This is a genomic window from Chryseobacterium sp. MYb264 (genome assembly GCF_035974275.1).
Classification (GTDB): Bacteria; Bacteroidota; Bacteroidia; order Flavobacteriales; family Weeksellaceae; genus Chryseobacterium.
In genome coordinates, this window is sequence record NZ_CP142422.1 from 3,543,469 (window position 1) to 3,568,520 (window position 25,052).

General features: G+C 36.3%; 20 protein-coding genes. 8 read left to right on the top strand and 12 right to left on the bottom strand.

All coding sequences use genetic code 11. The annotated features are described in order from the left end of the window. Positions 1–33: 33 nt before the first annotated feature. Positions 34–492, bottom strand: coding sequence for a division/cell wall cluster transcriptional repressor MraZ (gene mraZ, locus VUJ46_RS15400; protein WP_326981617.1), 459 nt, complete (start codon positions 490–492; stop codon positions 34–36). Between the two features lie 273 nt (positions 493–765). On the opposite strand from mraZ, the gene VUJ46_RS15405 reads away from it, so the two are divergent. From VUJ46_RS15405 to VUJ46_RS15420, 4 genes are all read left to right on the top strand, one after another. Further along, a complete protein-coding gene (locus tag VUJ46_RS15405; protein ID WP_326981618.1) occupies positions 766–1,527 on the top strand; it encodes an alpha/beta fold hydrolase in 762 nt (253 codons plus the stop codon). 64 nt (positions 1,528–1,591) lie between these two features. Beyond that, on the top strand, positions 1,592–2,215 hold the full coding sequence (gene yihA / locus VUJ46_RS15410; protein ID WP_326981619.1) for a ribosome biogenesis GTP-binding protein YihA/YsxC: 624 nt from the start codon (positions 1,592–1,594) through the stop codon (positions 2,213–2,215). Continuing rightward, on the top strand, positions 2,208–2,657 hold the full coding sequence (locus tag VUJ46_RS15415; RefSeq protein ID WP_326981620.1) for a GNAT family N-acetyltransferase: 450 nt from the start codon (positions 2,208–2,210) through the stop codon (positions 2,655–2,657). The genes yihA and VUJ46_RS15415 overlap by 8 nt, the downstream gene beginning before the upstream one ends. 119 nt (positions 2,658–2,776) lie before the next feature. Further along, positions 2,777–4,225: an IS1182 family transposase gene (locus VUJ46_RS15420; protein WP_326980898.1), complete on the top strand. Its 1,449-nt coding sequence runs from the start codon at positions 2,777–2,779 to the stop codon at positions 4,223–4,225. A 262-nt stretch (positions 4,226–4,487) separates the two neighbouring features. On the opposite strand, the gene VUJ46_RS15425 is transcribed toward VUJ46_RS15420, so the two are convergent. From VUJ46_RS15425 to VUJ46_RS15445, 5 genes are all read right to left on the bottom strand, one after another. Continuing rightward, positions 4,488–4,781 (bottom strand): hypothetical protein, encoded by a 294-nt coding sequence (locus VUJ46_RS15425; RefSeq protein WP_326981621.1) that lies wholly within the window; start codon positions 4,779–4,781, stop codon positions 4,488–4,490. 12 nt (positions 4,782–4,793) lie between these two features. Continuing rightward, a complete protein-coding gene (locus tag VUJ46_RS15430) occupies positions 4,794–5,426 on the bottom strand; it encodes a TM2 domain-containing protein (protein WP_326981622.1) in 633 nt (210 codons plus the stop codon). 338 nt (positions 5,427–5,764) lie between these two features. Continuing rightward, positions 5,765–6,430 carry a response regulator gene (locus VUJ46_RS15435; RefSeq protein WP_326981623.1) on the bottom strand — a complete coding sequence of 222 codons (666 nt, stop codon included), beginning with the start codon at positions 6,428–6,430 and terminating at the stop codon, positions 5,765–5,767. Between the two features lie 13 nt (positions 6,431–6,443). After that, a complete protein-coding gene (locus tag VUJ46_RS15440; RefSeq protein ID WP_326981624.1) occupies positions 6,444–8,105 on the bottom strand; it encodes a tetratricopeptide repeat-containing sensor histidine kinase in 1,662 nt (553 codons plus the stop codon). A 46-nt stretch (positions 8,106–8,151) separates the two neighbouring features. After that, positions 8,152–8,340, bottom strand: coding sequence for a hypothetical protein (locus VUJ46_RS15445; protein WP_326981625.1), 189 nt, complete (start codon positions 8,338–8,340; stop codon positions 8,152–8,154). Positions 8,341–8,724: 384 nt separating this feature from the next. Here VUJ46_RS15445 and VUJ46_RS15450 point away from each other — a divergent pair, with 384 nt between their 5' ends. Then, the gene (locus tag VUJ46_RS15450; protein ID WP_326981626.1) at positions 8,725–9,558 is read left to right on the top strand and encodes a hypothetical protein; all 834 of its coding nucleotides are present in this window, start codon (positions 8,725–8,727) and stop codon (positions 9,556–9,558) included. A gap of 71 nt (positions 9,559–9,629) precedes the next feature. Beyond that, positions 9,630–11,417 (top strand): metallophosphoesterase family protein, encoded by a 1,788-nt coding sequence (locus VUJ46_RS15455; protein ID WP_326981627.1) that lies wholly within the window; start codon positions 9,630–9,632, stop codon positions 11,415–11,417. 363 nt (positions 11,418–11,780) lie between these two features. Here VUJ46_RS15455 and VUJ46_RS15460 read toward each other — a convergent pair whose 3' ends face one another. Then, the gene (locus VUJ46_RS15460; RefSeq protein ID WP_326981628.1) at positions 11,781–12,854 is read right to left on the bottom strand and encodes a phosphatidylinositol-specific phospholipase C1-like protein; all 1,074 of its coding nucleotides are present in this window, start codon (positions 12,852–12,854) and stop codon (positions 11,781–11,783) included. A gap of 333 nt (positions 12,855–13,187) precedes the next feature. On the opposite strand from VUJ46_RS15460, the gene VUJ46_RS15465 reads away from it, so the two are divergent. After that, positions 13,188–16,232 carry a SusC/RagA family TonB-linked outer membrane protein gene (locus VUJ46_RS15465; RefSeq protein WP_326981629.1) on the top strand — a complete coding sequence of 1,015 codons (3,045 nt, stop codon included), beginning with the start codon at positions 13,188–13,190 and terminating at the stop codon, positions 16,230–16,232. Positions 16,233–16,249: 17 nt separating this feature from the next. Then, positions 16,250–18,013 (top strand): RagB/SusD family nutrient uptake outer membrane protein, encoded by a 1,764-nt coding sequence (locus tag VUJ46_RS15470; RefSeq protein ID WP_326981630.1) that lies wholly within the window; start codon positions 16,250–16,252, stop codon positions 18,011–18,013. A gap of 114 nt (positions 18,014–18,127) precedes the next feature. Here the strand turns inward: VUJ46_RS15470 and msrA are convergent, their stop codons facing one another. The 5 genes from msrA to VUJ46_RS15495 form a co-directional block, all read right to left on the bottom strand. Beyond that, the gene (gene msrA / locus VUJ46_RS15475; protein WP_326981631.1) at positions 18,128–18,682 is read right to left on the bottom strand and encodes a peptide-methionine (S)-S-oxide reductase MsrA; all 555 of its coding nucleotides are present in this window, start codon (positions 18,680–18,682) and stop codon (positions 18,128–18,130) included. A 468-nt stretch (positions 18,683–19,150) separates the two neighbouring features. Then, positions 19,151–20,119 carry an ROK family protein gene (locus tag VUJ46_RS15480; protein ID WP_326981632.1) on the bottom strand — a complete coding sequence of 323 codons (969 nt, stop codon included), beginning with the start codon at positions 20,117–20,119 and terminating at the stop codon, positions 19,151–19,153. Positions 20,120–20,205: 86 nt separating this feature from the next. Beyond that, a complete protein-coding gene (locus VUJ46_RS15485) occupies positions 20,206–21,417 on the bottom strand; it encodes a PepSY-associated TM helix domain-containing protein (RefSeq protein WP_326981633.1) in 1,212 nt (403 codons plus the stop codon). A gap of 296 nt (positions 21,418–21,713) precedes the next feature. Then, a complete protein-coding gene (locus tag VUJ46_RS15490) occupies positions 21,714–23,828 on the bottom strand; it encodes a TonB-dependent receptor (protein ID WP_326981634.1) in 2,115 nt (704 codons plus the stop codon). Next, complete coding sequence (locus VUJ46_RS15495) at positions 23,828–25,030, bottom strand: PepSY-associated TM helix domain-containing protein (RefSeq protein ID WP_326981635.1); 1,203 nt, start codon at positions 25,028–25,030, stop codon at positions 23,828–23,830. The genes VUJ46_RS15490 and VUJ46_RS15495 overlap by 1 nt, the downstream gene beginning before the upstream one ends. Positions 25,031–25,052: the final 22 nt, after the last annotated feature.

Sequence of the window (25,052 nt, forward strand, 5' to 3'; positions counted from 1 at the left end):
AATTGTGTTTTTTAACGCTTTTCAATCGCGTGGTTATTCTTCCTCGAATGAGCCCATAACATCTTCGGCGAGGCCAGCAAAATCTATTTCATCGGCAGAAATTACTTTCTCGTACGCTTCTTTATCCCAAATTTCAAATAATTCTCCTGCGCTGGTAATCACAATATCTTTCTGAAGATGTGCGAAAACCATAAGGTCTTTTGAAATCTGTAATCTTCCCGCATTATCCAACTCTACAGTTTTTACGCCTGCCGTAAACATTCTAATGAAATCAGCATTCTTTTTAATGAACCTGTTCAGTTTATTAATTTTGCCCATCATTTTATCCCAGGCATTCATGGGATAGACTTCCAGACAAGGTTGGAACACAGATCTTTTGACTACAAACGCCTTGTCGTCGAAGTTTTCCATCTGCTTAATTAGAGATGAAGGAACTTTTAAGCGGCCTTTGTCGTCAATTTTACACTCATATGTCCCAATGAAACTTTTCATTTGGAGCAAATTTATATAATAATTTCCAAAATTTCCCACTTTTTCCCACTTTTTCCCTTAATGTTAATAAGTTTTATTAAAGATTTAAGGTAAACGCTGTAATCTATTGATATTTTGGAGGTTGTCAGAATTGCTATTTAGCCCATAATAAAGAGATTTTCAAAAAAAAAGTTAAAAAGCGGATTATTATATTATTTTTATTTTAAATTAGGGTAATCAAAATATTTTTGAGGTTTAATTTGTATTTTTGCAAGGCTTTATTACAGGCATTATATGATATTTAGTACAAAAAAAGAAAAGAAATATACTTTTGTTGAGGCGGGAGAAGGACATCCATTGGTGCTGTTGCACGGGTTAATGGGTGGTTTGAGTAATTTCGATAAGATGGTAGATTTTTTTTCAGACAGAGGTTTCAAAGTATATGTTCCTCAGTTGCCGATCTACGATTTGCCGGTACTCAATACGAATCTTACGACGATAGCGAAATATATTATCAAGTTTATAGAGAGCCAGATAGAAGGGCCGGTTACTATTGTGGGAAACTCAATGGGTGGTCATGTCGGGCTAATTTTAACATTGGCAAGACAGGATTTGGTTAAAAATCTTGTTCTTACAGGAAGCTCTGGTTTATACGAAAGAACTTTCGGAGATAGTTTTCCGAGAAAGAATGACCGTTCGTATATCAGAAAAAAGACGGAAGAAGTTTTTTATGATCCTGCGGTAGCGACTGAAGATTTGGTAGATGAAGTTTTCGGTGTGGTAAACGACAGAATGAAGGGAATTAAAACCGTTATGCTGGCCAGAAGTGCCATCAAGCACAATATGCTGAACGATTTGCCTAAAATTACGACACCAACGTGTCTTATTTGGGGGAAACAGGATAATGTGACGCCTCCTGAGGTTGCGGAAGACATGCACAAATTTATTCCGAATTCGGATCTGTTCTGGATTGATAAATGCGGGCATGCAGCGATGATGGAAAAACCAGATGAATTCAACGAAATTCTCTACAACTGGGTAAAAGATAAAGTTTAAAATTAAAATATAAATGACCATTAAGAGCTTTTCTTAATGGTTTATTTTTCTAAAAAATAGTCAAATGGTTATTAAAACAGCAACGTTTGTAAAGAGCAGCGGAAAATGGCAGGAATGCCCAGACCCGAATCTTCCGGAATACGCATTTATCGGAAGATCTAATGTGGGGAAATCATCGCTGATCAATGCAATGATGAATCATAAAGATCTGGCCAAAACTTCCGGAACGCCTGGAAAAACTCAGCTTATTAATCATTTTTTAGTGAATGAGACCTGGTATCTTACCGATTTACCGGGGTATGGATATGCGAAGGTTTCAAAATCCATCAGAAAAGATTTCGAAAAACTGATTACCAATTATATTCTGAACAGAAGAAATCTGGTGAATCTTTTTGTACTGGTAGATTCGAGACATAAGCCACAAACCATCGATTTGGAATTTATCCAATGGTGTGGAGAAAGTGGAGTGCCGTTTTCTATCGTGTTTACAAAAGCAGACAAGCTGAAACCGAATGTGGTTATTAAGAATGTTGAGGATTATAAAGCTGAACTTCATAAAACCTGGGAAGATCTTCCGGAATTGTATGTAACTTCTGCAGAGAAAAAGGAGGGAGGTGATAAAATCCTTGATTTTATTCAGAAAACGAATGAGTTTTTAACAAATAACAGCGTAAGTTTTGATGAGTAATATTGTTTGGAAGATCAATACTTTTGATGAATTTACCGTTCCTGAATTATACAATGTTTTAAAAGCCAGAATTGATGTTTTTGTGATCGAGCAAAATTGTCCTTATCCCGATTTGGATAATTATGATCAGAAAGCCATTCACATTTGGGCAGAACAGGATGGGGAAGTGCTTGCTAACTGCCGGATTTTCGATAAAGGAATAAAATATCCTGAGGCTTCTATCGGAAGAGTTTTAACAACCGAAGCAGCGAGAGGAAAAAGTTTAGGAAAACAATTGATACAATATGCTGTAGAAACCATTGAAAACCGTTTTCATACTTCGGAAATCAGGATTTCTGCACAGGATTATCTGTTGAGATTTTACGGAGACTTTGGTTTTGAAGATACCGGAAAAAAATATTTAGAAGATAATATTCCGCACACGGAAATGTTGAGAAAATAAAAAAACGCGAGGAGAAATCTGAGGGCACTGAAAAAGTAAACTTCATTAAAAAAATAAGCAAAACTTTTAAAGTTTTGCTTATTTTTTTATCTTCAATGTAAATTTCAATAGCAAAGCAAATGTTAATACAGCAAGAAAAACTTCCGTTGAGTGCCTATTCCGGTTTGTATGATTTAATTGTACCGAAGGAAAACCTTCTTAGAAAAATTAATGAGCTGATTGATTTTTCTTTCATCTATGATGAGCTTTTGAGCAAATACTGCTTAAACAATGGTCGCAATGCTGAAAGTCCGGTACGGATGTTTAAATACCTGCTTTTAAAAAGTATTTATACAGTTTCTGATGTAGATGTGGTAGAGCGTTCCCGGTATGATATGTCCTTTAAATATTTCTTGGATATGACTCCGGAAGAAGATGTAATCAATCCCAGTTCCCTTACAAAATTCAGAAAACTGCGTTTGAAAGATAGTGATCTTTTAAGCTTGCTCATTGGTAAAACCGTGAGTATTGCGATTGAAAAAGGCATCATCAAATCCAGATCCATCATTGTAGATGCCACTCACACCTTGTCGATGAGCAATCCTTTTTCAACGATAGAAGTATTGCGGGAGCGCTCAAAACTGCTTCGCAAGACCGTTTATCAGTTTGATGAAGAATTTAAAACTAAAATGCCCTCAAAAAATATTGAAAATGATTTAAACAAAGAATTGGATTATTGCAGAGAACTCGAAAAACGCATTGAAAACGAAGCTTCTATCAGGGAGATTCCTGCTGTAAAGGAGAAGCTGAATCTTTTGAAGGAAACAGTGAGAGACACCGGGGAGCAGATGGTTTTTTCAAAAGATGCCGACGCTAAAACGGGTCACAAATCGGCTGACAGTTCTTTTTTCGGATACAAAACGCACTTGGCGATGAGCGAAGAGCGGATTATTACGGCGGCCGTGGTAACTTCGGGAGAAAAAGGCGACGGCCCGGAACTGCCAAAATTACTGCAGATGAGCCAGGACAACGGGATGGAGGTAGATGCCATCATTGGTGACGCTGCTTACAGCGGAAAAGAAAATCTGAAAATTGCGGGCGAACAAAATATTAAAATAGTAGCCAGACTTAATCCTTCCATCACCCAGGGTTTTCGAAAAGATGAAGACCGTTTTGATTACAATAAAGATGCCGACCGTTTTGTGTGTCCTGCAGGGCATTTGGCGATTCGCAAAGCTCGTGGCGGGAAGAAACACGTAGGCGGAAATCAAGTGGATACCTATTATTTTGATATTGAAAAATGCAAGGTTTGCCCATTAAAAGAAGGATGTTATAAAGAAGGAGCAAAATCTAAAACTTATTCGGTTTCCATAAAATCAGACTTACATAAGGAGCAAATGATTTTTCAGGAAAGCGATTATTACAAAGAAAAATCGAAACACCGCTATAAAATCGAAGCCAAAAACAGCGAGCTTAAAAACGTACACGGCTACGACAGGGCGATTGCAAATGGTATTGAAAATATGCAAATGCAGGGTGCAATGGCTATTTTCACTGTCAATTTGAAGAGAATCCTGAAATTAATATAGAGAAATCGATCTATACTCCGTCTTTTATAAACATCGCAGGCGTGGCGCAATATCAATCCCGTTAAACCTCAAAAATTTGATACTGAAAAAAAGAAAAAAAGCTTATTACGAAGGTTTAATTTTCGTAATAAACTCTTAATTCTAACTCCAAATCAATTGGTAATTCTATATGAACGGGGTTTTTCAGTGCCCTCAGAAATCTTCGCGTTTTTTTGGTAATGTATATGAAGTGTTTTTTTATGGTTTTTAGTTTTAATAATGATTAATTGCAGCCTGAACAGTAAGCCCTGTCAACATACTGTTTGCTGCTTCCTGTGTAATAATAACAGCCGCCTCTTTTCCCAACATATAATTGGTGTCCATTGTAGGTGCATCCTTTGCTGCTGCTTTTAGAATATGATTTTGATGATTGACTTTTCTTAGATTTCTTCGTTTTTTTCTTAGGGTTTTTGTTGGCATACTCTGCTACCGAAGTTGTACTTTTTTCAGCCGCCGAAAAAGTAGTTGGTAATAATAATCCTAGACCTAAAAGGCTTGTAAATAGTAGTTTTTTCATGGTTATTAGTTTTTATCGATTATATTTTAAATTGAACTTAGGATTAGACATGAATAAAAAGGCAAAAAAATCTATTATGGCAATACATAAAGGAATGAAGGTCCATGAGAATAGTAAATATAAAATTCCTAATATGGGCTGTCCTAAGTAGAATCTGTGAATTCCTAAACCACCGATTAAAAAAGCTAAAATTGCGGCTGTATTTTTATCTTTATGAGATTTGATACTATTAGAAGGAGTATTGCTTTGGAGTGTTTTTACATTTTCTGTTTGTTGAAGTTTTAATTTGAGAATATCTTCAGCCGACATTGAAACTAGTTGAGCAATATGATTAACAATTTTTACAATGTGATCATTTGCATTTGTTACCTCATGAGACTCATTAAAAGTTCCTATTTTTCGTCTGATCTCAATAGTAATTTCAGTTTTATTTTCAGATAAAGAATTTAAATTGATGTCAATAAAAACTCCTAAGCTTAAAAATTCGTAAGATTCATAAGTGTATTGATTAAAAATTTCATTAGATGAATTAAATTTATATTTCGGATTTACAAGCGAAATATTTTTAACACTGTCTTTTACTCTTTCAATAGGAAAGTCGACACTGAGGTTTTTCTTCGGATTTGGAATTGCAAAAACAGCCATACGTATTATTTTAACACGTCAAAAATAGAACGATAAAAAAAGTATTCCTTACGTGAAACCGTAAAAACAAAAAACCTTTCAAAAATATTGAAAGGCTATGTAAAAAAAACTTGTTTAAAAATTAATCAAAATAAACTTCAGGTTGGTTTTCGCAAAGAGACAAAGTTATTTATACAGTAGTACGCTTTAAGGCGCAAGGATTTTATCTACGATAAAATTGATAATCTACATTATAAAAGAAAATCAAAGATTTTCTCCTTGTGTCTTAAAAACAGAAAACTTTTATTAAACTTTGCGCCTTTGTGTTTTTCCAATAAATTTATGCAGACTTTAAGAATTTAAATAATCCCCAAATCTTTACAAAAAGCAATCAATTGCTCATTGCTGGTAACTTCCAGATCTTCTTTTAAACTGTTTAATCTTTTTTCAACGCTGCTTAAACTGTTAGGTCTAATGTTATTCGCTTTAAGGTAAACGGGAATATTTTTAAGCAAAACACCCTGCGAAAGGAGAGAAACTAAAATAATATCATACTCTGTAAACTCGTAGCTGTTGAGTTTTTTGACATCCTGTTTAAGATCAAGAGAAAGGTAGGTTTCATCTTCATAAACGGATGCGATTGCTTTTTTCAAATCTTTAGAATCATTTCGGGCTTTTCTTACATAGCCGTTGATTTTAGTTTCATTAAACAAAGAATAGATAACGCCGGATTTATATTCCGCAGAAAAAACGATTACTTTTAATTCCGGTTGAAGTTTTCGAACCTCTTCCACCAATTCTTTTCCGTCTTTGATGTTTTGCGGATGATGATCTTCCTCATAATATAGATCGGTGATCAGCAAATCATAAGACTCATTTTCACGAATCGATTTCTGAATCTTTGCTAAGGCATCGTCACAATAATATACATGATCCACGGTAGGAATATTCAGCTCCTCTAATGTTTTCTGTACTGAAATACTGATGCTTTCGTGGTCTTCGGCGATTAAAATTTTTTTGAACATTTTTGGTCTTTTTTTAAGATGTAGGGAGAGAAATATAAATCTTCAATCCTTTTTCGATATTGGTTTCAAAAATAATTTTTCCCTGGATAGCTTCAATACGGGTTCCCGTATTTGTCAGTCCATTTTTGCGGATAAAATCTCCGGAAATACCAATCCCGTTATCAGTATATTGAATGGTGATGGAATCATTCAGCTTTTCAAATTTAAAAGCAACTGTGGTTGCCTGGCTGTGTTTTTTCATATTCACGAGTAATTCCCGAATGATTTGATATACCTCATCTTTTGAAGAAGCGGGTAAATTTTCCCAAATAGCTTTTCCGTTTCCGGCAATATAGGTTTTCACTGTATCATTTTTGAAAGAAGCAATAAGCACGGAAATTTTTTCATCAAAAGGCTGGGTATCTTTAATTTCATTCTTTTCGTAAGAAATATCCCTGGATTTTTCATAAACGTATTCCAGCTCATCCAGCGCTTTATCTTTATCAAAATGTTCCTGATTTTCAATTTTTGTCATTACCTGATAAATGCCGTTGGCAACTACGTCGTGAACTTTTTTAGACATTTTCAGCTGGGTGTTTTTGACTTCGAGTTCTTTTTCCTGCTTTAATTTTAGTTGCCTTCTTCTATACCAAACGGTAATAATAATAATGATGACAATTAAGATAGCAGTTCCTATGTATAATCTCAGGATACTATTTTGATCCTCTATTTTATCATTTCTTAACCTTTGGTTATCAACTTCTTTTTTCTCACTGTCATATTTTATATAAGCAAAGCTCTTTCGGTCATCATTTCTGCTCCTTTGGATACTATCTGCAAGAATTTTATAATCCATAAAATTCTTAGTAGAATGAATTGGATTATCCACAAAAAGTATTCGTTCCAAAGCTTCCAGGCGGTCTTCCGGACTTTTAATTATAATCGCATTTTGAAGCATTCTTTTTGCATAATAAAGAGATTTTTCTTTATTCTTCAATTGATTGATTTCTGCTAAATGAGAATAGCTGGAATTGGCTCCCCAAAGATCATCTTCTTTTATTTTATTAATTAATAACTTCTCAAACTCTTCTTCGGCAGGATGGCTTTTATTTTCGAGCCAATTAATATATATAGCATTTTCTTTGATTCTATTGATGAGATATAGATCAGATATTTTTGCCATATCTATTGCTTTGAGAGTGTTTTTGGCTTCGACAAATTTACCTTGTCTATATTCGGCTGCTGATTTATTATTGATGAGATTCGCTCTTTCTTCGTACGACTCAAAGTTTTCAGAAAGCGCCTTTTTAAACCAATTTTCTGCTTCAATATATTCTTTTTGATCATATTTTATATTTCCTAAACTTCCAAAAACTGAATAGTAACTTTTATCCCCTTCTTTCATATAGGTTAACGCTTCTACCAAAGAGGATTCCGCTCCGAGAATATCTCCTGTGTAATTTTGAGCAATAGATTGATAAATTAAACTTTTGGCAACTTTTGAAGAGTCTTTTTGTTTATTGTAATAGCTAATGGCTTGTTGAAACTTCGAGTACGCTTGAATATTATCTTTTTGAATTAATTCTTCACCTTCTTCATAATATTTATTTCCTTCTGATAGATTATTGGATATAAGTTCTTTTTGTTCGCAAGAAATTATAACAAAAAGTAAAAAAAATAATAGAAAATTTCTCATTTTACTAAATTAAAAAAACCACTCTAAAAAAGAGTGGTTAAATATATTAATTTTTGGGTGGTCGAACTGGTCCTGTATCTCCACCTGTGTCTCCTTCGCTTCCCCCCGGATCTACACCGCCTCCCGGATTACTCGGTCCGCTCTGCACGGTTACTGGGTTCTGGTGACATGTTGCTGTATTGGCGTTATTATTTCCGAATGCTAAACCTAATAGCATTAATATAAATTGGATCATTTCCTTTAAAATTTGAAGTTGAAATTGTTTTTCTTCCTCTCACGATCTATTAATCGCAAGCTGTACACGTTTAAAATTTCGAAGCGCTTCTAAAATTTTTTGGGAAGTGAACCTTCAAAAACGGAGGAGAAACATCTGCTTCCCAACCCGGAGTTTTACCTCCGTTTTATCGGGTGTTTTTAAAATCAGTTTTGTAAATTTGTTTTTATAATGTTTTGTTTATCACTGATTTTGTTATGGCAAAGATGGAGCATAAAGGCAGGCAAGGGTTAGACAAAACATGGACATCGATGGACATCAAATGGACAGGAATTGTGTTACGGAAAACCGTAATGCGACACGGTCAAGAATTTATTATTTTGTAATGCCCTTTAAAAATTAATTATGTCCAAAAGAAAACTACTAATTCGTGAAGTATTTAAAGAAATTAAAAGGAGTTCCGATAAGGATACTAAGTATGGCTGGGCGGGAGATCTTTCTGATGAACTTGAAAAAAAACTGAGTTTTCATATATCTACAAAGACTCTCTCTAGATACTATGATTCATTTGTTACAGAAACAAAAGAAGAGACGGGTATTGAAACGTTAGTTTTAAATAAACTAAGTGAGTATTTAGATTATGATGATTTCACAGATTTTTCCAGAACGTTTATAAAGAAAGATGAAGAAGCCAATAAAACAACGGTGAAAATAAGCGTTGACCAAGATGAAGAATCTCTGGCTGAAAAACTTTCGAATATCATCATCAATATTACCAATGAACAGCATTTCAAAATGCCGGATTTCATGAAGAAAAATGGTATGGGCATTGTAGAAATTGCATTTTTACTATGTTTGGCCAGTGGAAGCGTGATGTTTTCCAAGAAACCCAAAGGGGCTGGATTTGCAGGGATTTTAAATTCGGGTCCGCATTGTATGTATTGGGATCAAAGTGAATATAAACCTGTTGATTGTGACGATAAAAACCCGATTTATGGTCAGAAAATTCCCTTTGATTATGAAATGATGGAATATTTTAAAAGGATCGAACGAAAAGATACCTTAACGGTGGAGAATGCCGCGGGAAAGGTTTGGTATTCAAAATATAACGGTGAAGTTGAATTTTTTACCAATGACGGGATTGATCCCAATAACGGCAGGGAATTAAGAAGGGCTACCCCTTTTATGATTGATAAATATGCAGGTAAACAAAATGTTGTGATAGAGGAAGTAGAATAATTTTTCATAATTAATTAAAACTGGCGTAAAACACTTCATTTCAGAAACGCCTAATTTCGTTTTATTTTACAATGAATAAAGGGATATTCTCATTGCTGTTTTTTGCGGCAATATTATTTTCGGCACAAAAACCTGTACAAATTGCTTTTCTTTCTGATGTGCATTTTCAGGATTTATACGGAAGTTTTTCGGATAATGATTTTAAAGGAATTACAAATCCTAAAAACGGAAAGCCAACCATTTTACGAACAATGGATTCTCAGTTGCATTCCACGCGAATTTTCAATGAAAACTATTTTGCTTTTCTGAAAGCTTTGGATGATATTGCCGCTAAAGGGATCAAAATTGTAGCCATGCCTGGTGATTTTTCGGATGACGGACAGGCGTATAATCTCCGCGGACTTCATCTTATTTTAAATCAATATCATCAGAAATATGGGATGAATTTTTATTTAACGACAGGAAATCACGATCCGGTCGGTCCTTATCGAAACGAAGGCGGGAAAGATGACTTTTTGGGAAAAGATGGCAATCCTTTAGGGATTTACAGCAAAGAAAACCTTGGAAAAACAGATAATAAAATCATTACGAAAGACATTGCGGAATCAGGATATTTAGAAATTTTAAATGAACTGAAAGACTTTGGTTTCTATCCAAAAAAAGAAGATTTATTCTGGAGTACGCCTTTTGGTTCAGAAGTTTTTAAAAATTATTCCTATAAAAAAGCGTTGCAGTCAGCAGATTACTCCAAAAGAATGTATGAAGTGGCGAAAGGTTTTTCTGTTCCGGAATTAAGTTATGTGGTGGAACCTGTAAAAGGAGTCTGGATGATTGCCATCGACGGAAATACATATATTCCGAAAAATTTTAATGAAAATCCTCAAAATACTTCCAATTATAAAGGAGCGAGTATTGGCTATAATAATGTACTTACCAATAAAAAACACCTCATCCAATGGGTAAAGAAGATTGCAGATGATGCGAAAAAAAATAATAAAGTTCTGATTGCGTTTACCCACTATCCAATGATTGATTTTAATGATGGTGCAACGACTGATATTAAAAATCTGCTTGGAGAGAAAAAGTGGCAACTAGAGCGTGTTCCCCAGGAAGAAGTCGCAAAAGTTTTTGCAGATGCAGGTTTGCAGATTCACTTTGCGGGGCATATGCATATTAATGACACGGGGATTCGTAAAATAGGAGATAATATGTTGGTAAATGTTCAGGTTCCTTCGCTGGCGGCTTATTTACCGGGGTATAAAATTCTCACAATTCAATCCTCGGATAAAGTAGAAGTGGAAACAAAAATTTTAGATGAGGTTCCGAATTTTGATGAATTATTTCCTTTATATGAAAAAGAGTACGAAGCTTTGCAGAAAGATCAGCCTAAAATGCTTTGGAATAAAGATATTCTGAAAACAAAATCCTATCATGATTTTATGCTTTTCCATTTGAAAGAGCTGGTTCGTTTGCGAATGATTCCGAGCGACTGGCCAAAAGATTTTATTCAGAAAGGAAGTACGTTAAATGGTGAAGATTTGCTGCTGTTAGTTCAAAATAAAAGTCAATTAAAGGAAAAAGGTATTGCTTTAGAATCTTTTAAAAAATGGACTTTTGATGATTTATTATTGGATGTTTACAAATTTCAATCGGCAGACGAATTGGCAAAGAAAGATATTCCTGCAGAGCGATTAGAGCAATATCAGGTATTGGAAAAATTGTTTATTGAAAATCAATCTCAAGATGCTTTCGTGCTTCAATTGAAATCTTTATTTAAAATTTTATCCTTATTATCAAACGGAGATCCGGCCGATCATTTTGAAATAGATTTGAAGAGCAAAGAAGTCAAAAGATTATAGTTCTTTGCTTGTTACGAATGCCCAGATTTTATTTTACCGCAAAAGATTCAAAAGTAATTGAATAGCTTTACGATTAAGGATTGCAAAAGTGAACAAAACGTTCGTTTTTAATTCTTATGGTTCTTACTGATTATACAGGTTTTCACAGTAAAAACTTTTGATATTTGCCACTAATCCACGAATAATTTCTTTAAGCACACTGGCTAAAAGATCCTATTTAAAAATCTGCGTTATCTGCAAAATCAGCGAGAGAATAATGGTGTCATTTGTGAAAAATATTTTTGAGATTAGTGTTTAGATAAAAACAGAAAGACCATCACAAATGCAACGGCCTTTCCTTTCAAAATCTAATTATAAAAGTGTTTATTTTCCATTGACAGGGTTCTTTCTCTCATACGTATTATTATCAAAACTTACCTTGTAATTCGATTTGAATAATTTGCTGGGATAATAGTAATCTGTAGTAATTATTTGCGCGCCGCTTTCTTTTGCTTTTTCAAACCTCGAATAATCTTCATTTCTTGCTTCCATAGTATCGGCATCGGCTCTGGTTCGGATGATGTAGCCCTGTTTTACCAGTTCTTTAATTTTAGAGTTATCTTTCGGTTCATTCATAAATAAGACCGCAGATTCCGGAGTTCCGGGTGTGGAATTGGTAAAGATCATTCTTCCTTTTAATGAAGGATGCCCTTTAGCATACAGATCTCTGTTCTCACTGTTATTATCAAGAACAAAAAGAAATTTGCCTTTCGAGTCTTTTACCTTTGGCCAGTTTTTATTCAAGACAGCTTCGTTCAATGTTTTATAAGAACCGCGAATATCATCGGGTGTGATGATTTTATCTTTTCCTAAGAATTTTTTCAACTCATTATCCAAATCGTCGAAAAGTTTTGAAGTATAATGTTCGGGTTCTGTTCCGTATTGATTGGCTTTTCCGTCCTTTGGTTCAAGTGTGATAAACACAGGATCGTGATCAGGATGTGCATCAGACCATTTTTTTAAATCTTTTAAACAATCTTCCAGCGTATAATACCATGTTTGATAGTCAATATCGGTAATATGAATCATTTTATAACCCGGTTTTTTCATTTTACCAGTCGGGTCAAAAGGTTCCGTCGTTTTTACCAGGTCCAAAATTTTCGGATGGGCATATTTTCCCCCTTTGCTGTCGGCATATACGTCAATTTCCAGATTTCTCAGCCCAAGATCCAATTGTTGGGGAATAGGGATGTGTTCATACTGAATCCTTGGTAAAAGATGTAAAGTATCTTTCTTTTCCAAATAACTGTAAACTTCTGGAAGAATTGCCTTTTTATAAGAATTGTGTGAACCAATTACCTGAATTTCGTTGATTTTTAAATCATTAAGGTTTTGAGATTGTGACCAAAATAAATGGAATGTAGATAAATATAAGCCAAAGAAAACTGCCTTTTTCATGTCGTCGAATTTTGTACATGCGAAATTAGCGACTCTTCGCTGGCCGCTGTTTATATATTATGTTAAGTGTTTTTTAAGCTTTTGTAAATGATGAAAATTGTCCGTTTATAAGTAGTTGATAATTAATATTATTCTATTTTCTCATTTATAACTATTGATGTTTTATTGATTTTAAGATAATATTATGTTAAAATGAATTCGTGGTAGATGCTTTTACTTTGTATGCCGAAAAATAAAAACTAGCGATTGACTGAAAACAAAACCACTGTTGCGGGAACAACAGCGGCTTTTGAATAAGCAATGTAACGTCGTGCAATTACTTTACTTATTGATATGTACCACAAAATTAATTTTTTTAAGTTTAAAAAGCTAATTCCTATTGCATTACTTTTTTTGGTGGCCAACCAAGCTAATGCTGAAGGGCTTACTTCAAACTATCCTGTCTTTTCACAGGTGAACGAAACCATTTCCGGGAATGTAACGGATCAGGACGGTTCAACCATTGAAGGTGCCAAAATCACCGTTGTGGAAACCGGAGACACAGCAACTACCGATGCATCCGGAAACTTTACCATTTCTGCAGCTATCGGGCAAACTTTATCCATTTCTTATGACGGATATGCCGTACAGATGGTGAAAATTACCGGAACTTCAGTTTTCGTGAAACTACAATCTAAAAAAGAAGCCACTTCTATTGAAGAGGTCACTTTGGTAGGTTACGGATCTCAGAAAAAATCTGACTTAACGGGTGCCGTGAGCCAATTGAAAGCTGAAAATTTCAAAGAGGGAATGAATATTTCTGTTGATAATCTGATGCAGGGTAAAATTGCGGGGGTTCGTATTGTTCAGACCAGTGGAGAGCCCGGAGCCGGAGTGAATGTTTCGATCAGAGGAATCGGTTCCATCAGAAATGGAAGTACGCCTTTGTTCGTTGTAGACGGAGTTCCGTTGAGTAATGATGCTGTAAGTGCTTCCGGTCCGAATGTCGGTTTAGGAAATGCTCAGGCAAAAAACCCGTTAAACTTTTTGAATACGAGTGATATTGAATCGATCACGGTGTTAAAAGATGCTTCTGCCGCTGCTATTTATGGAGCAAGAGGTTCTAACGGGGTAGTTTTGGTAACCACGAAAAGAGGTAAGAAGGGAGATCCTTTGTTTACGTATGATACGTATTTAGGTTTTTCTTCGGTGATTAAAAAATTAGACCTGATGACCGCTGACGAATACAGAGGGGCAGGAATTGATAAATTATACGACCACGGAGGAAGTACAGACTGGCAGGATGAGATTTACAGAAATGCAGTTTCTCAGAATCATTCGGTTTCCTTCTCAAAATCTACGGAATCGGGAAATTATTTTGCATCCCTTTCTCACATGGATCAGGATGGTATCGTTTTAAACAGTGGCTTTAAAAGAACAACAGCCCGTTTAAATGCTGAGGAATCTTTCTTCGATAATAAAAGATTAAAAATTAAATTAAACCTTACCGCAAGTGATATCAGGGAAACCGGAATTCCAAACGGTGCCAATGCAGGATCAGACGGGCAGGTGATTATCCACGCTTTAATGGCGAATCCTACACGTTCGGTGTACGATCAAAACGGAAATTATACCAACTTCAACATGAATGCTCACTACAATCCTTTGTATCTGTTGAGCAAGTATGAAGACAAAACCAATACCACAAGGATATTGGGGAACACAGAAGCGACGTTGAGAATCTTACCGGGGTTAAATTATAAATTCAATTTAGGGATTGATAAAACGGTATCGGAAAGAAATACGACCATGTATCCTAACCTTACCGACAGAACACCGAAAGGAGTATATGTTCAGGCTAATCTGGATTCTTACAATGTGCTTTTGGAACATTATTTAACATATGATTTAAGCTTAAATAAACATAATTTCAGTTTATTGGGAGGTTTCTCTTATCAGAAATTTAAATCGACTGGAACGTATTTCGGCGTAAAGGATATTGCCGATAAAGGAGCGGGCATTTCACCGGATATTAACCCTGGATATTCAGGAACAGCATTTGTTCCGGGAGCAGGTTATGCACAGGAAAATGAGCTGCAATCGTACTTCGGAAGGGTAAATTATAACTTTGATAAGAAATATTTGTTAACCGCTTCATTAAGAGCTGATGGTTCTACACGTTTCGGAGATAACAATAAATACGGATATTTCCCTTCTGTGGCTGTGGGCTGGACGATTTCTAACGAAAACTTTCTGCAAGATTCTCAGTTTGTCAATGAATTAAAATTGAGAGGAAGCTGGGGGCAAACCGGTAATCAGGAGGTACCAAACAAAATTACAAAGGCGAGTTATTCACTGGCGCCGTCTACAGGTTATTATTTATATGACAACTTGGATTTGGTCAATGGAATTTTGATTAACAGAACTGCCAATCCTGATTTGAAATGGGAAACCGTAGAGCAATCCAATATAGGAGTAGATTTCAGTTTATGGAAAAATAAATTGTACGGATCATTAGAATATTACCGCAAGACAACGAAAAATCCTATTTTGAATATCCCTCCTGGACCGTTGAGTCCTACGAATAGTGTCTGGAAAAATGTAGAAGGAGAGATTGTGAATAAAGGTTTTGAATTCTCTGTAGGTTCAGAAATTATTAAAAACGAAAACTTCACATGGAATTTTGATGTGAACGGAGCAACGGTAAACAATAAAATACAGAATCTTCCGGTTTCTGCGGTTTATTCTGGAGAGGTTTCCGGGCCTGGATTTTCGGGAGTTACGGCCAACATCTATAAAAATGGATATGAAGCAGGATCTTTCTATATGCTGAATTATCAGGGAATTGATGCCAACGGAAAATATATTTATGAAGATGTAAACGGAGACGGAAGAATTGACCAAAGTGACAGAAAAATCTTCGAAGGAGCAATTCCTAATTTCACTTTCGGGATCAATTCTTATATGAAGTATAAAAAGTTTGATTTTTCATTCTCATTCATCGGACAGACAGGTGGATATCTGGTAAACAATACGGCATTAAATTTAAATATCAACAACCTGGCTTCGGACAGAAACGTATTGAAAAACTTCTACGATTCAGGCGCAAGTTTTACCAATCAGCCGCAATTGTCTTCTTTGTATCTTGAAAAATCAGATTTTATCCGTCTGAATAATGTGAGATTAGGCTATACTTTCGATATGAATCAGTTAAAATTTCTGAGAAGTATCAATCTGTATATAAGTGCTCAGAATTTATTTACCATCACCAACTATACTGGCTATGATCCGTTGGTGGATACCAGCAAGGCATCCGGAGGAAACCAGTCTTTGGGAATAGATTATACAACGTATCCATCTGCTAAAACCTTTATCCTGGGCGCAACTGTTAAATTTTAATTTAAGCTAAAGAAATAATGAAATCTACACTTTTAAATATTAATAAAATAGTTTTATCCGTTGCTGCATTGGCTTTAATGGGATGTACCAATCTGGATGAGAAATTGATCGATGAAGTACCGTCAAGTGAAAATGCAGATCCTCTAGCCTCTTTAGCTGCAGCATACAGCCAGCTGGGTGAAGGAACTTTCGTAGACCACGGAAACGTATTTGCACTACAGGAATATTCTACAGATGAGGCTTTGCTGCCAACGAGAGGAAGTGACTGGGGAGATGGCGGAAAATGGAGAGCCATGCATGAATTTACCTGGGATGCCGGCAATGATGTGGTAAAAACAACATGGAATAACCTTAATTTCGGAATTACAAGGTCTTTAACGGCCATTTCAAGTATCGAAAAGAGCAATGATATGAATAAAGCGATGTTTTTGGCAGAAGCAAAAGGATTATTGGCTTACTATACTTATACAACACTCGATCTTTTCGGGCAGGCGCCTTACAGAGATCCGGGAAACCTAAGTGCTCCGATTGAGATAAAAAAAGCAGCAACTTCTATCGATGCTTTAATTACTGAAGTTGAAGGCCTTATTCCGGCATTAGCAGATATTAAAACACAGAATACCCACGCGGGAAGATTTACCAAGCAAGCAGCTTACGCTTTATTGGCAGATATGTATCTGAACAGAGCGGTATTAAAGGATAAAACATCAAGTAATTTCAACTTTTTGGAGCAAGCCGTGAATGGAAGCGGAACGGATATGGATAAGGTGATTGAGTATTCTAATTTACTAATCAATAATGCGAATTTCAGTTTAGAATCTAATTATTTCCACAATTTTGATATCAATAATGATACAAGTAAAGAGATGATCTTTACAGTGGTTCAGAAGAAGTTGAATAATACAGATAAAGGTTCTGATAATGATTTAGCGTATATGTCGATGGAGAGAATTCAGAAACCTTCTCCTGATAACAGAGGAACGAATGCCAACTGTGTGACCCCTGAATTCTATTATTCATGGAATGGAAATTTCAACGATCCGCGTTTCCACAGAACGTATCAGTATGAAGACGGAACTTGGTTCAAAAATGACGGATCGGATGTAAGCGTACCGGCAACCAGTAAAGTGGAAGGAACAGGAAAACCTTGGTTCCATTTCAACAGAGGATTGCAGGTGGGGCAGCAATACGGACCAAAGATCGTTGATGGTAATTTTGAAATGACATCAGACGGAAGAATTAAGGTATTTAAATTATTCACAGAAAAAAATACGACGCTGGCGGCAGATTTTACTCCGGAACTGAATTTTGATAATCCTTCGGAAGCCGTTTTCACGCAGTCTCAGATCAACAGAGGAGTGAGAAACTTCAAATTTGAGTTCGATCCGGGTTACGGAAACAACGGAACAAGCGGTTACGACGTACCATTATACCGTTTGGGAACCATTTATATCATGAGAGCGGAAGCGTATTTCAGAAACGGAAATGTAGCGGCAGCTCTGGCGGATGTTAATAAGCTGAGAACAAGCAGAACTCGTGAAGCGTTGTATGGAAATGCTCCGGGAACTTCGATTGCCTCTTTGGATGCAAATACTTTGTTTAAAGAATCGGGATATGAGTTGTATTGGGAAATGTACAGAAGAAAGGCGATGATCAGATTCGGAAAATTTGATCTTGCAGGGACGGCAAAACCTGCTTCTCAGCCTTACAGAAGAATCTTCCCGATTCCTCAGGCTACGTTGGATGCTTCAAAAGATTTCACACAAAATCCGGGATATTAATATCTTCATATCAAATTAATTTTTTGTCCAAAAAAAAGCGAAGAGATTCATTTCTCTTCGCTTTTATTTTTTACTGATATCAATAGAAATGGACTTTAGCCAAAACCTAAATGACTACAAATCATTCAACATTCCCAATTCTCCGAAATGTTTTTTAAACTTCTGGATTTTCGGTCCTACTACAGCGCTGCAATACGGCTGAGTCGGGTTTTCATTATAATATCCCTGGTGATATTGTTCAGCAGCCCAGAATTTCTCAAATTTCGTTAATTCTGTCACATACGTTCCTGCCCATCTTCCTGACTCCTGAGATGTTTTGATGGCTTGTTCTGCTTTTGCTTTTTCAGCATCATCTTTATAATAAATCACAGAACGGTATTGCGTTCCGATATCATTTCCCTGTCTGTTTAATTGAGTAGGATCGTGAAGGAAGAAGAAAACATCCATTAATTGCTCATAAGAGATAATTGTAGGATCATAAGTGATCTGAACCACTTCTGCGTGCCCTGTTTCTCCTGTGCAAACTTCCTGATAGGTCGGGTTGTCTTTATGACCGCCGGAATATCCTGAGATTGCAGATTCTACCCCTTTCAGCATATTAAAGCAGCTTTCCACACACCAGAAACATCCGCCACCGAAAGTAATTTGCTCTAAGTTATTTTTATCCATTGTAAGGTTGATTATTTTTTGTCAATATTGTTCTTTTTCCGATTTCTGAATTTAGTCTTCGTCACTTTGAGTAGATTTTTGAAGAACATCGTATCGAGAATTTTTCGATTGATAAACAGTCATTTATTCACTGCTTCTCGATACATTTCTCTCCGCTCTGCTTCGAGAAAGACTCGAACTGACGATAACCGAAAAAAGACGATCAAAAGTATGAAAAAGTTTTTCATTCGAGCACAGTTTAATCCTTTAAACGTAAATGATAATGATAGATGAGACAAATTTATTTTAAACAGAAATGGATAGAGATCCTTCGACTGCTTCACGATGAGGTTGGCACCGCTAAAAATTAACCGTTAAAATCAAACCGTTAGTATTAGCGCTGTCATGCTGAGCTTGTCGAAGCATTATTATTAAATCAAAAAAAGCACCCTAAAAAGGATGCTTGATATTATTTAAAATAGCTTTCGATTATTTTTCCCAAACCAAAGCACTTGCGCCTAAAATGGCAGCATCTGCTTCGTCCAGCTCACTGAAAACCAATTTTACTTTATTTCTGAAAATCGGAAGAAGGTTTCTTTCCATGTGAAGTTTTGCAGGTTTTAAAATAAAGTCTCCCGCCTTAATAACTCCTCCAAACAAAAGAATCGCCTCCGGTGAAGAGAACATTACGAAATTTGCCAATGCTTCACCTAATTTCTGACCTGTATATCTGAATACCTCAATCGCAATAGGATCTCCTTTTAAAGCACATTCGTGAACTGTTTTAGAGTTGATGGCTTCTTCAGGATATTGGCTTAGCATAGATTCCGGAAATTCGGCTCTCATTTTCTTTGCTGTGATCGCAATTCCCGTTGCTGATGCATATGCTTCAAGACAACCTTCAGAACCTGTGCTCCAGTGTTTTCTTCCGCCTGGCTTTACAATGGTATGACCCAATTCTCCGGCAAAACCGTCGTGTCCGTAGATCAATTTTCCACCAGATACAATTCCGCTTCCTACGCCTGTTCCCAAAGTGATCATGATAAAATCTTTCATGCCTCTTGCTGCTCCGAAAAGCATTTCACCAATTGCCGCTGCATTCGCATCATTGGTAATGGTACATGGCATGTGGAATTTATTTTTCATCAATTCACCGAAAGGAATAACACCTTTCCAAGGTAAATTGGGAGCCTGCTCAATAGTTCCTGTGTAATAGTTTCCGTTGGGAGCCCCAACGCCTATTCCGTCAAAATTATCTTCAGTACCAAATTTTTCAATCAGGGGATGTACGGCTTCATACAGGGCATCGATAAAATCTTCTACCTTATCATAAGCATCTGTACGCAGATTGCCCTTTTCAAGAACTTCACCTCTATGGTTTACTACCCCAAATTTTGTATTCGTCCCGCCGATATCAATTCCAAGGGCTACATGTTTTGATAAATCTATTAATGACATTGTCTATTGTTAAATTCTAAAGGGATAAAATTATAAAAAAGATTGTATTAATAGCTTATTCTTAAACATTTATTTAAAAAAATATTTTATGCTGTTTTTGGAGTTTTCTTTTTTCTTCTACCCCACCAGATGAGGAATCCGGTTACTGGTAATGAGGCACATATCAAACTTACAATGAAGGCAATGATCTTAGTAGGCAGCCCTAAAATAGAACCGACATGGATATCATAATTTGCCCCTACTGTTTTTTCACCAAAATTTTTGTCTTTCATGTCGTGTGTATGAAGCAATTCACCGGAATTTTCATCAAAGATCAAACTGCTGCTTTTATGATAAGAGTAAGACAAATGTTTTACATATACTTCAAAGTTCGGGTGCTCATGATCGTCCATATGCTCATGACCTAAATCTATTGAGAAACCGTAAGAATCCGGATATTTTGCTTTTACGGTATTGCTGATTTTATCTAAAGTACCCTCGGTTCTTAATTCGATCGGTGCTTTAGTTTTGATGGCTGAAAAATCAGGATATGCTGTTTCTCCACCTGAAAACACAAAATAAATCGCTGCCTGAACCACGAAAAATGCATAAAACAGACCTGTAATTGCGAAAACCAAAGCGAAAATGGAAGAGTAGAAGCCTAAGACATTATGAAGGTCGTAGTTTTTTCTTTTCCAGCTTTTTACATTTTGCCATTTGAATGAGAAACGCTGTTTTCTTGCTGCTTTATTTTTAGGCCACCAAAGGATGATTCCTGAGATAAGCATAATCACGAAGATAAGTACAGGAATTCCGGTAAGATAAGTTCCCCACGATTGTCTCAGCAAATAACTCCAGTGGATCATTTTTACGATCTGAAAGAAACCGTTCTTTTCGTCGTAGGTTCTTAGTACTTTTCCGTTGTAAGGGTTTACATAGGCTGCTTTATAAATAGGAAACTCGGTAAAGTAATTCCAGCCGCTGGGATCGTGTTCGTACCAATAAAAAAGATAAGACATCTTTTTATCAATCGGAATGTTTACCCAATGAATAGGATATTTTTCCTTCACCTGCTCATCTACCGCCTTTTCCAATATACGAATCGGAAGAACCTGCTTCTGATCGATATTAGCTTCGTTATGGTAAATGACATCTTTTCGGGTAACGTTTTCAATTTCGTCTTTAAAAACGTACAATGCTCCGGTGATCGAGATGATGAAAATTAGAAATCCTACACCCAGGCCTAACCACAAATGCAGTTTTCCTGTCCATTTTTTGAATACGCTGGGCTTCTTTTTATGATGATGCTGTTTCTTCATTGTTTCCTTAAGTTGCGCAAAGATAGTTTTTTAATTTTATTTAGAATGTTTATAAATTGTTAGAGGGGAATTTTCATTGCCAAGGGTCTCTTCGTCTTTTTTTAATGACTTAAATGAAAAGACAATTGCCCCTAGCCCCGATTGAGCGGCATGTTTGAGCTCTTTTCCAGGCTTTTGCCAAATGGCTGAGCCGCTGGGCAGAGGCCTGGAAAAAGCGAGTAGCGAAAGCGGGAAAAAGCTTCATATAAAAATGAATATTGCTTTTCGAGGTAATCAATCAGCTACAAAAAATGCTCTTAAAATTTATATTCCACCATCAATGTTCCTCTCATTCCCAAAGCATTGATGAAGTCGGTATCTCTGGCTCCCCACCACGAAATGGCAGGTTGATAATTTTTGTTGAATACATTTTCGATACCTAAAGAAACTTTCCAGTTTTGATTAACATCGTAGCTTGATTTCAGATTAAAAACCGTGTATTCAGGAACTCTTCCTTCGCCGTATACATAGAGCCCTTTGGCATTGGGCTCAAATCTGTTTTGAGCGAAAGAATGAAGCATATCTAACCCAACAGATAAGTTCTGCGTAGGTCTTACCTGAACATACGCTAATACTTTAGGAGCCGAAATTCTGCTGTTATTGATTTTTGCTGAATAATCGCCGTCATCTTTAGGAGAGGTAACGCCTTCCATCCAGCTGTAGCTTCCTCCGAAATTGATCCATTTTGTAGGGGTAAAATGTAAAAATCCTTCTACACCATAAATAATTTCCGGAGCACGCTGAACGGTAAATGCATTGTTGACTCCCTGTACATAAGAGTAACCCAGTTTTGAAGTGCTCACATAAGAAGTCACTTCATAGTTTAGCCATTTGGTAATTTGTCCGGTTACTCCCAATTCATAATTGTTGACGATAATAGGTTTTGTCTCTATTTTGTCTATGGTGCTTTCTGTAGCATCTCTTAGCGTCCTTCCCAGCTCATTGATCGAGAATGACTGGGAGAAACTTCCGAAGATATTAATAAGCGGCTCTATATTATATCGGATTCCGACATTGCCGACCAAACTGTTGAAATTCAGGTCTCCTCCTTTTACAAAAATACTTTCGGGGAAAGTTCCGTCATTTTTAATTCTTGGAAGCGTGTTGAAATCACTTACATTCACCTTCATGTTTTCATAACGGAAACCTCCTTTGATGGTTAATTTTTTAAACAGATCTATTTTCACCAAAGCAAAAGGAGCGATGTTGGTCATGCTCATTTCGGGAGTCCAGAAACGTCCGTCTTCCAGCTTTTGAGCCGTTTTGTCATTCAGAACATCTAAACCGTAAATAACTTCCGCCTGAGAATTAGAAGCACTCCACAACTGAGTGTCTAAATTAATCCTTGCTCCTCCTTTCTTTGAAACGATATTAGACTGGCCGCCATTCAGGAACGTATTGCTGTAGCCATATACCGTTCTGAAATCTTGGTAATAAAGATTGATGTTTAAAGCTGTTCCGCTCCAAAGATTTTTATTGTCATAGCTTAATTTATAATTGTGATTTCTCGGAGTTCCCTGCGGCGTTGTTTCCAATCCTTTTCCTATACCTTCACCAATTGTTGGGGTAACACCGTATTTACCCGTTACTAATCCTAAATTCAGGTCAGATTTTGAAGCATACCCAATGTAAGACGCCTCAATTCTCTGATTATCATTAATATTATAGCCTAACTTTAACATTCCGTTATAGTTATCCATTTTTGCGGTGCTGTAAGTCGGGCTTAGATTATCACCATTGGCATCTTTCATATAGCCGGTTCTTTCATAAGCGAATGCAGCTACATAGTCGAATTTTTTAGCAAAACTTCCCGACAAAAGCTGACTGGCTCTTACGCCCAACGTTCCGCCATAAGGCTGTCCCGTGATGCCAACCTGTGTGATTCCGGAGATCTTTTTATCAGATTTGTTTCTTCTTGTAATATAATTGATAATTCCTCCGTCGGCTCCGTTTCCATAAATAGAAGAAGCTCCTTTGATGACCTCAACTCTTTCAATCGCGGAAGGATCTATTACTCTTAAATCTCGGGCGCCATTTCTAAGTGGCGTAGATTGTGGAATCCCATCGATAAGGACTAAAACCTGTCGGCCTCTCAATGTTTGCCCGGTGTTGGATGTTTGCCCTGAGCTCGTTGCCAAACTGGGAACCGTATATTGAAGAATACTTGTGATGTCTGAATTAACCGTTAACTGTGACTGAATCTGCTTTTCATTAACGATGGTGACAGAACTTGGAATTTCCTTGATGTTTTCCTTTTTTCGGGAAGCGGTAAGGATTACTTCTTCAACATTTTTGGTCTGTAAAGTATCTTTAACCTGAGCAAAAACAGTAACTGTACCCAGACAAGCGACTGATAAAAGTGCCTTTTTCATTATATTTTTTTCTTTCCTTTTTTTTGTTTTCCCCACCAGACTAGAAATCCGGTTACAGGGAGTGATGTGCAGATTAATCCTGCTAAAAACCAGACAATTTTACCGAATAAGCCAAAATAAGATCCTGTGTGAATGTCATAGTTGGCAAGTGCGTATTTTTCGGCGTTATTTAAGTTTTTATGAGCTTTATTTGATAATAGTTTCCCTGAATATTTATCGAAGGAAACCTGACTTCTGTGGCTGTGTCTTCCTTCTTTTTCGTAAACGATAACAGGAATATTTTTTAATTCTTTCCCTTTTTTATTTTTTCCGTTAAGCGGAATTCTGAAGCTTGATGATTCGGGATATTGTTTTTTTGTTTCTAAAGCTACCCAATCATAAACCGAAGCATTTTTCACCAATAAAGAATCGGGAGATTTAATTTCCTTATCTTTTGGAAGTTCCAGAGAACCTGATAAAGTAACGTTAAAAGCATTTTTTACCCAGGGATAAGCGAAATAAATTCCGGAAAGGCTCATAATTAAAGCAACAAATGAAGCATAAAACCCGAGAATATTATGAAGATCGTAGTTTTTACGTTTCCAGGTTTTTACATTTTTCCAGTCGAAGGTAAGACGGCTTTTTCTTACTTTTTTATTGATGGGCCACCAAAGAACAATTCCTGTAATCAGCAAAATAATAAAAAGAACCACCGGAATTCCGACCACATATTTTCCCCAGTCTGCTTTTAACAACAAACTCCAGTGAATGGATTTCAAGATAGGGAAGAGGTCGTATTTTTCGTTGTAAATACCTAAAATTTCCCCAGTGTACTGATTAACGTAGACTGCTTTGTAAATCTTAATTTCCTGAAAGTAATTCCAGCCTTTTTTGTCTCTTGCGAGATACACAAATTCATAAGATTTGTTTTTATCCAAAGGAATTTCTACCGTGCTAATAGGAAATTTTTCATTGACTTCCAGAGAAATTTTTTCCTTTAAAACTTCAATGGCTAATGGCTGTTGTGTGATGGTTTCAGGTTTTACCCAGATCGCCTCTTTTCGGAGAACGCCCTGTATTTCATCCATAAAAACATACATTGTGCCCGTTAAAGACACAATAAACACAATAAGACCAACGGATAAACCAAACCACAAATGCAGTTTGGCGGACCATTTTTTTGTCAGTGAAGGCTTCTTCTTATGATGATGCTTTTTCTTCATGTCGAAAAGCTAACCCCTGAGG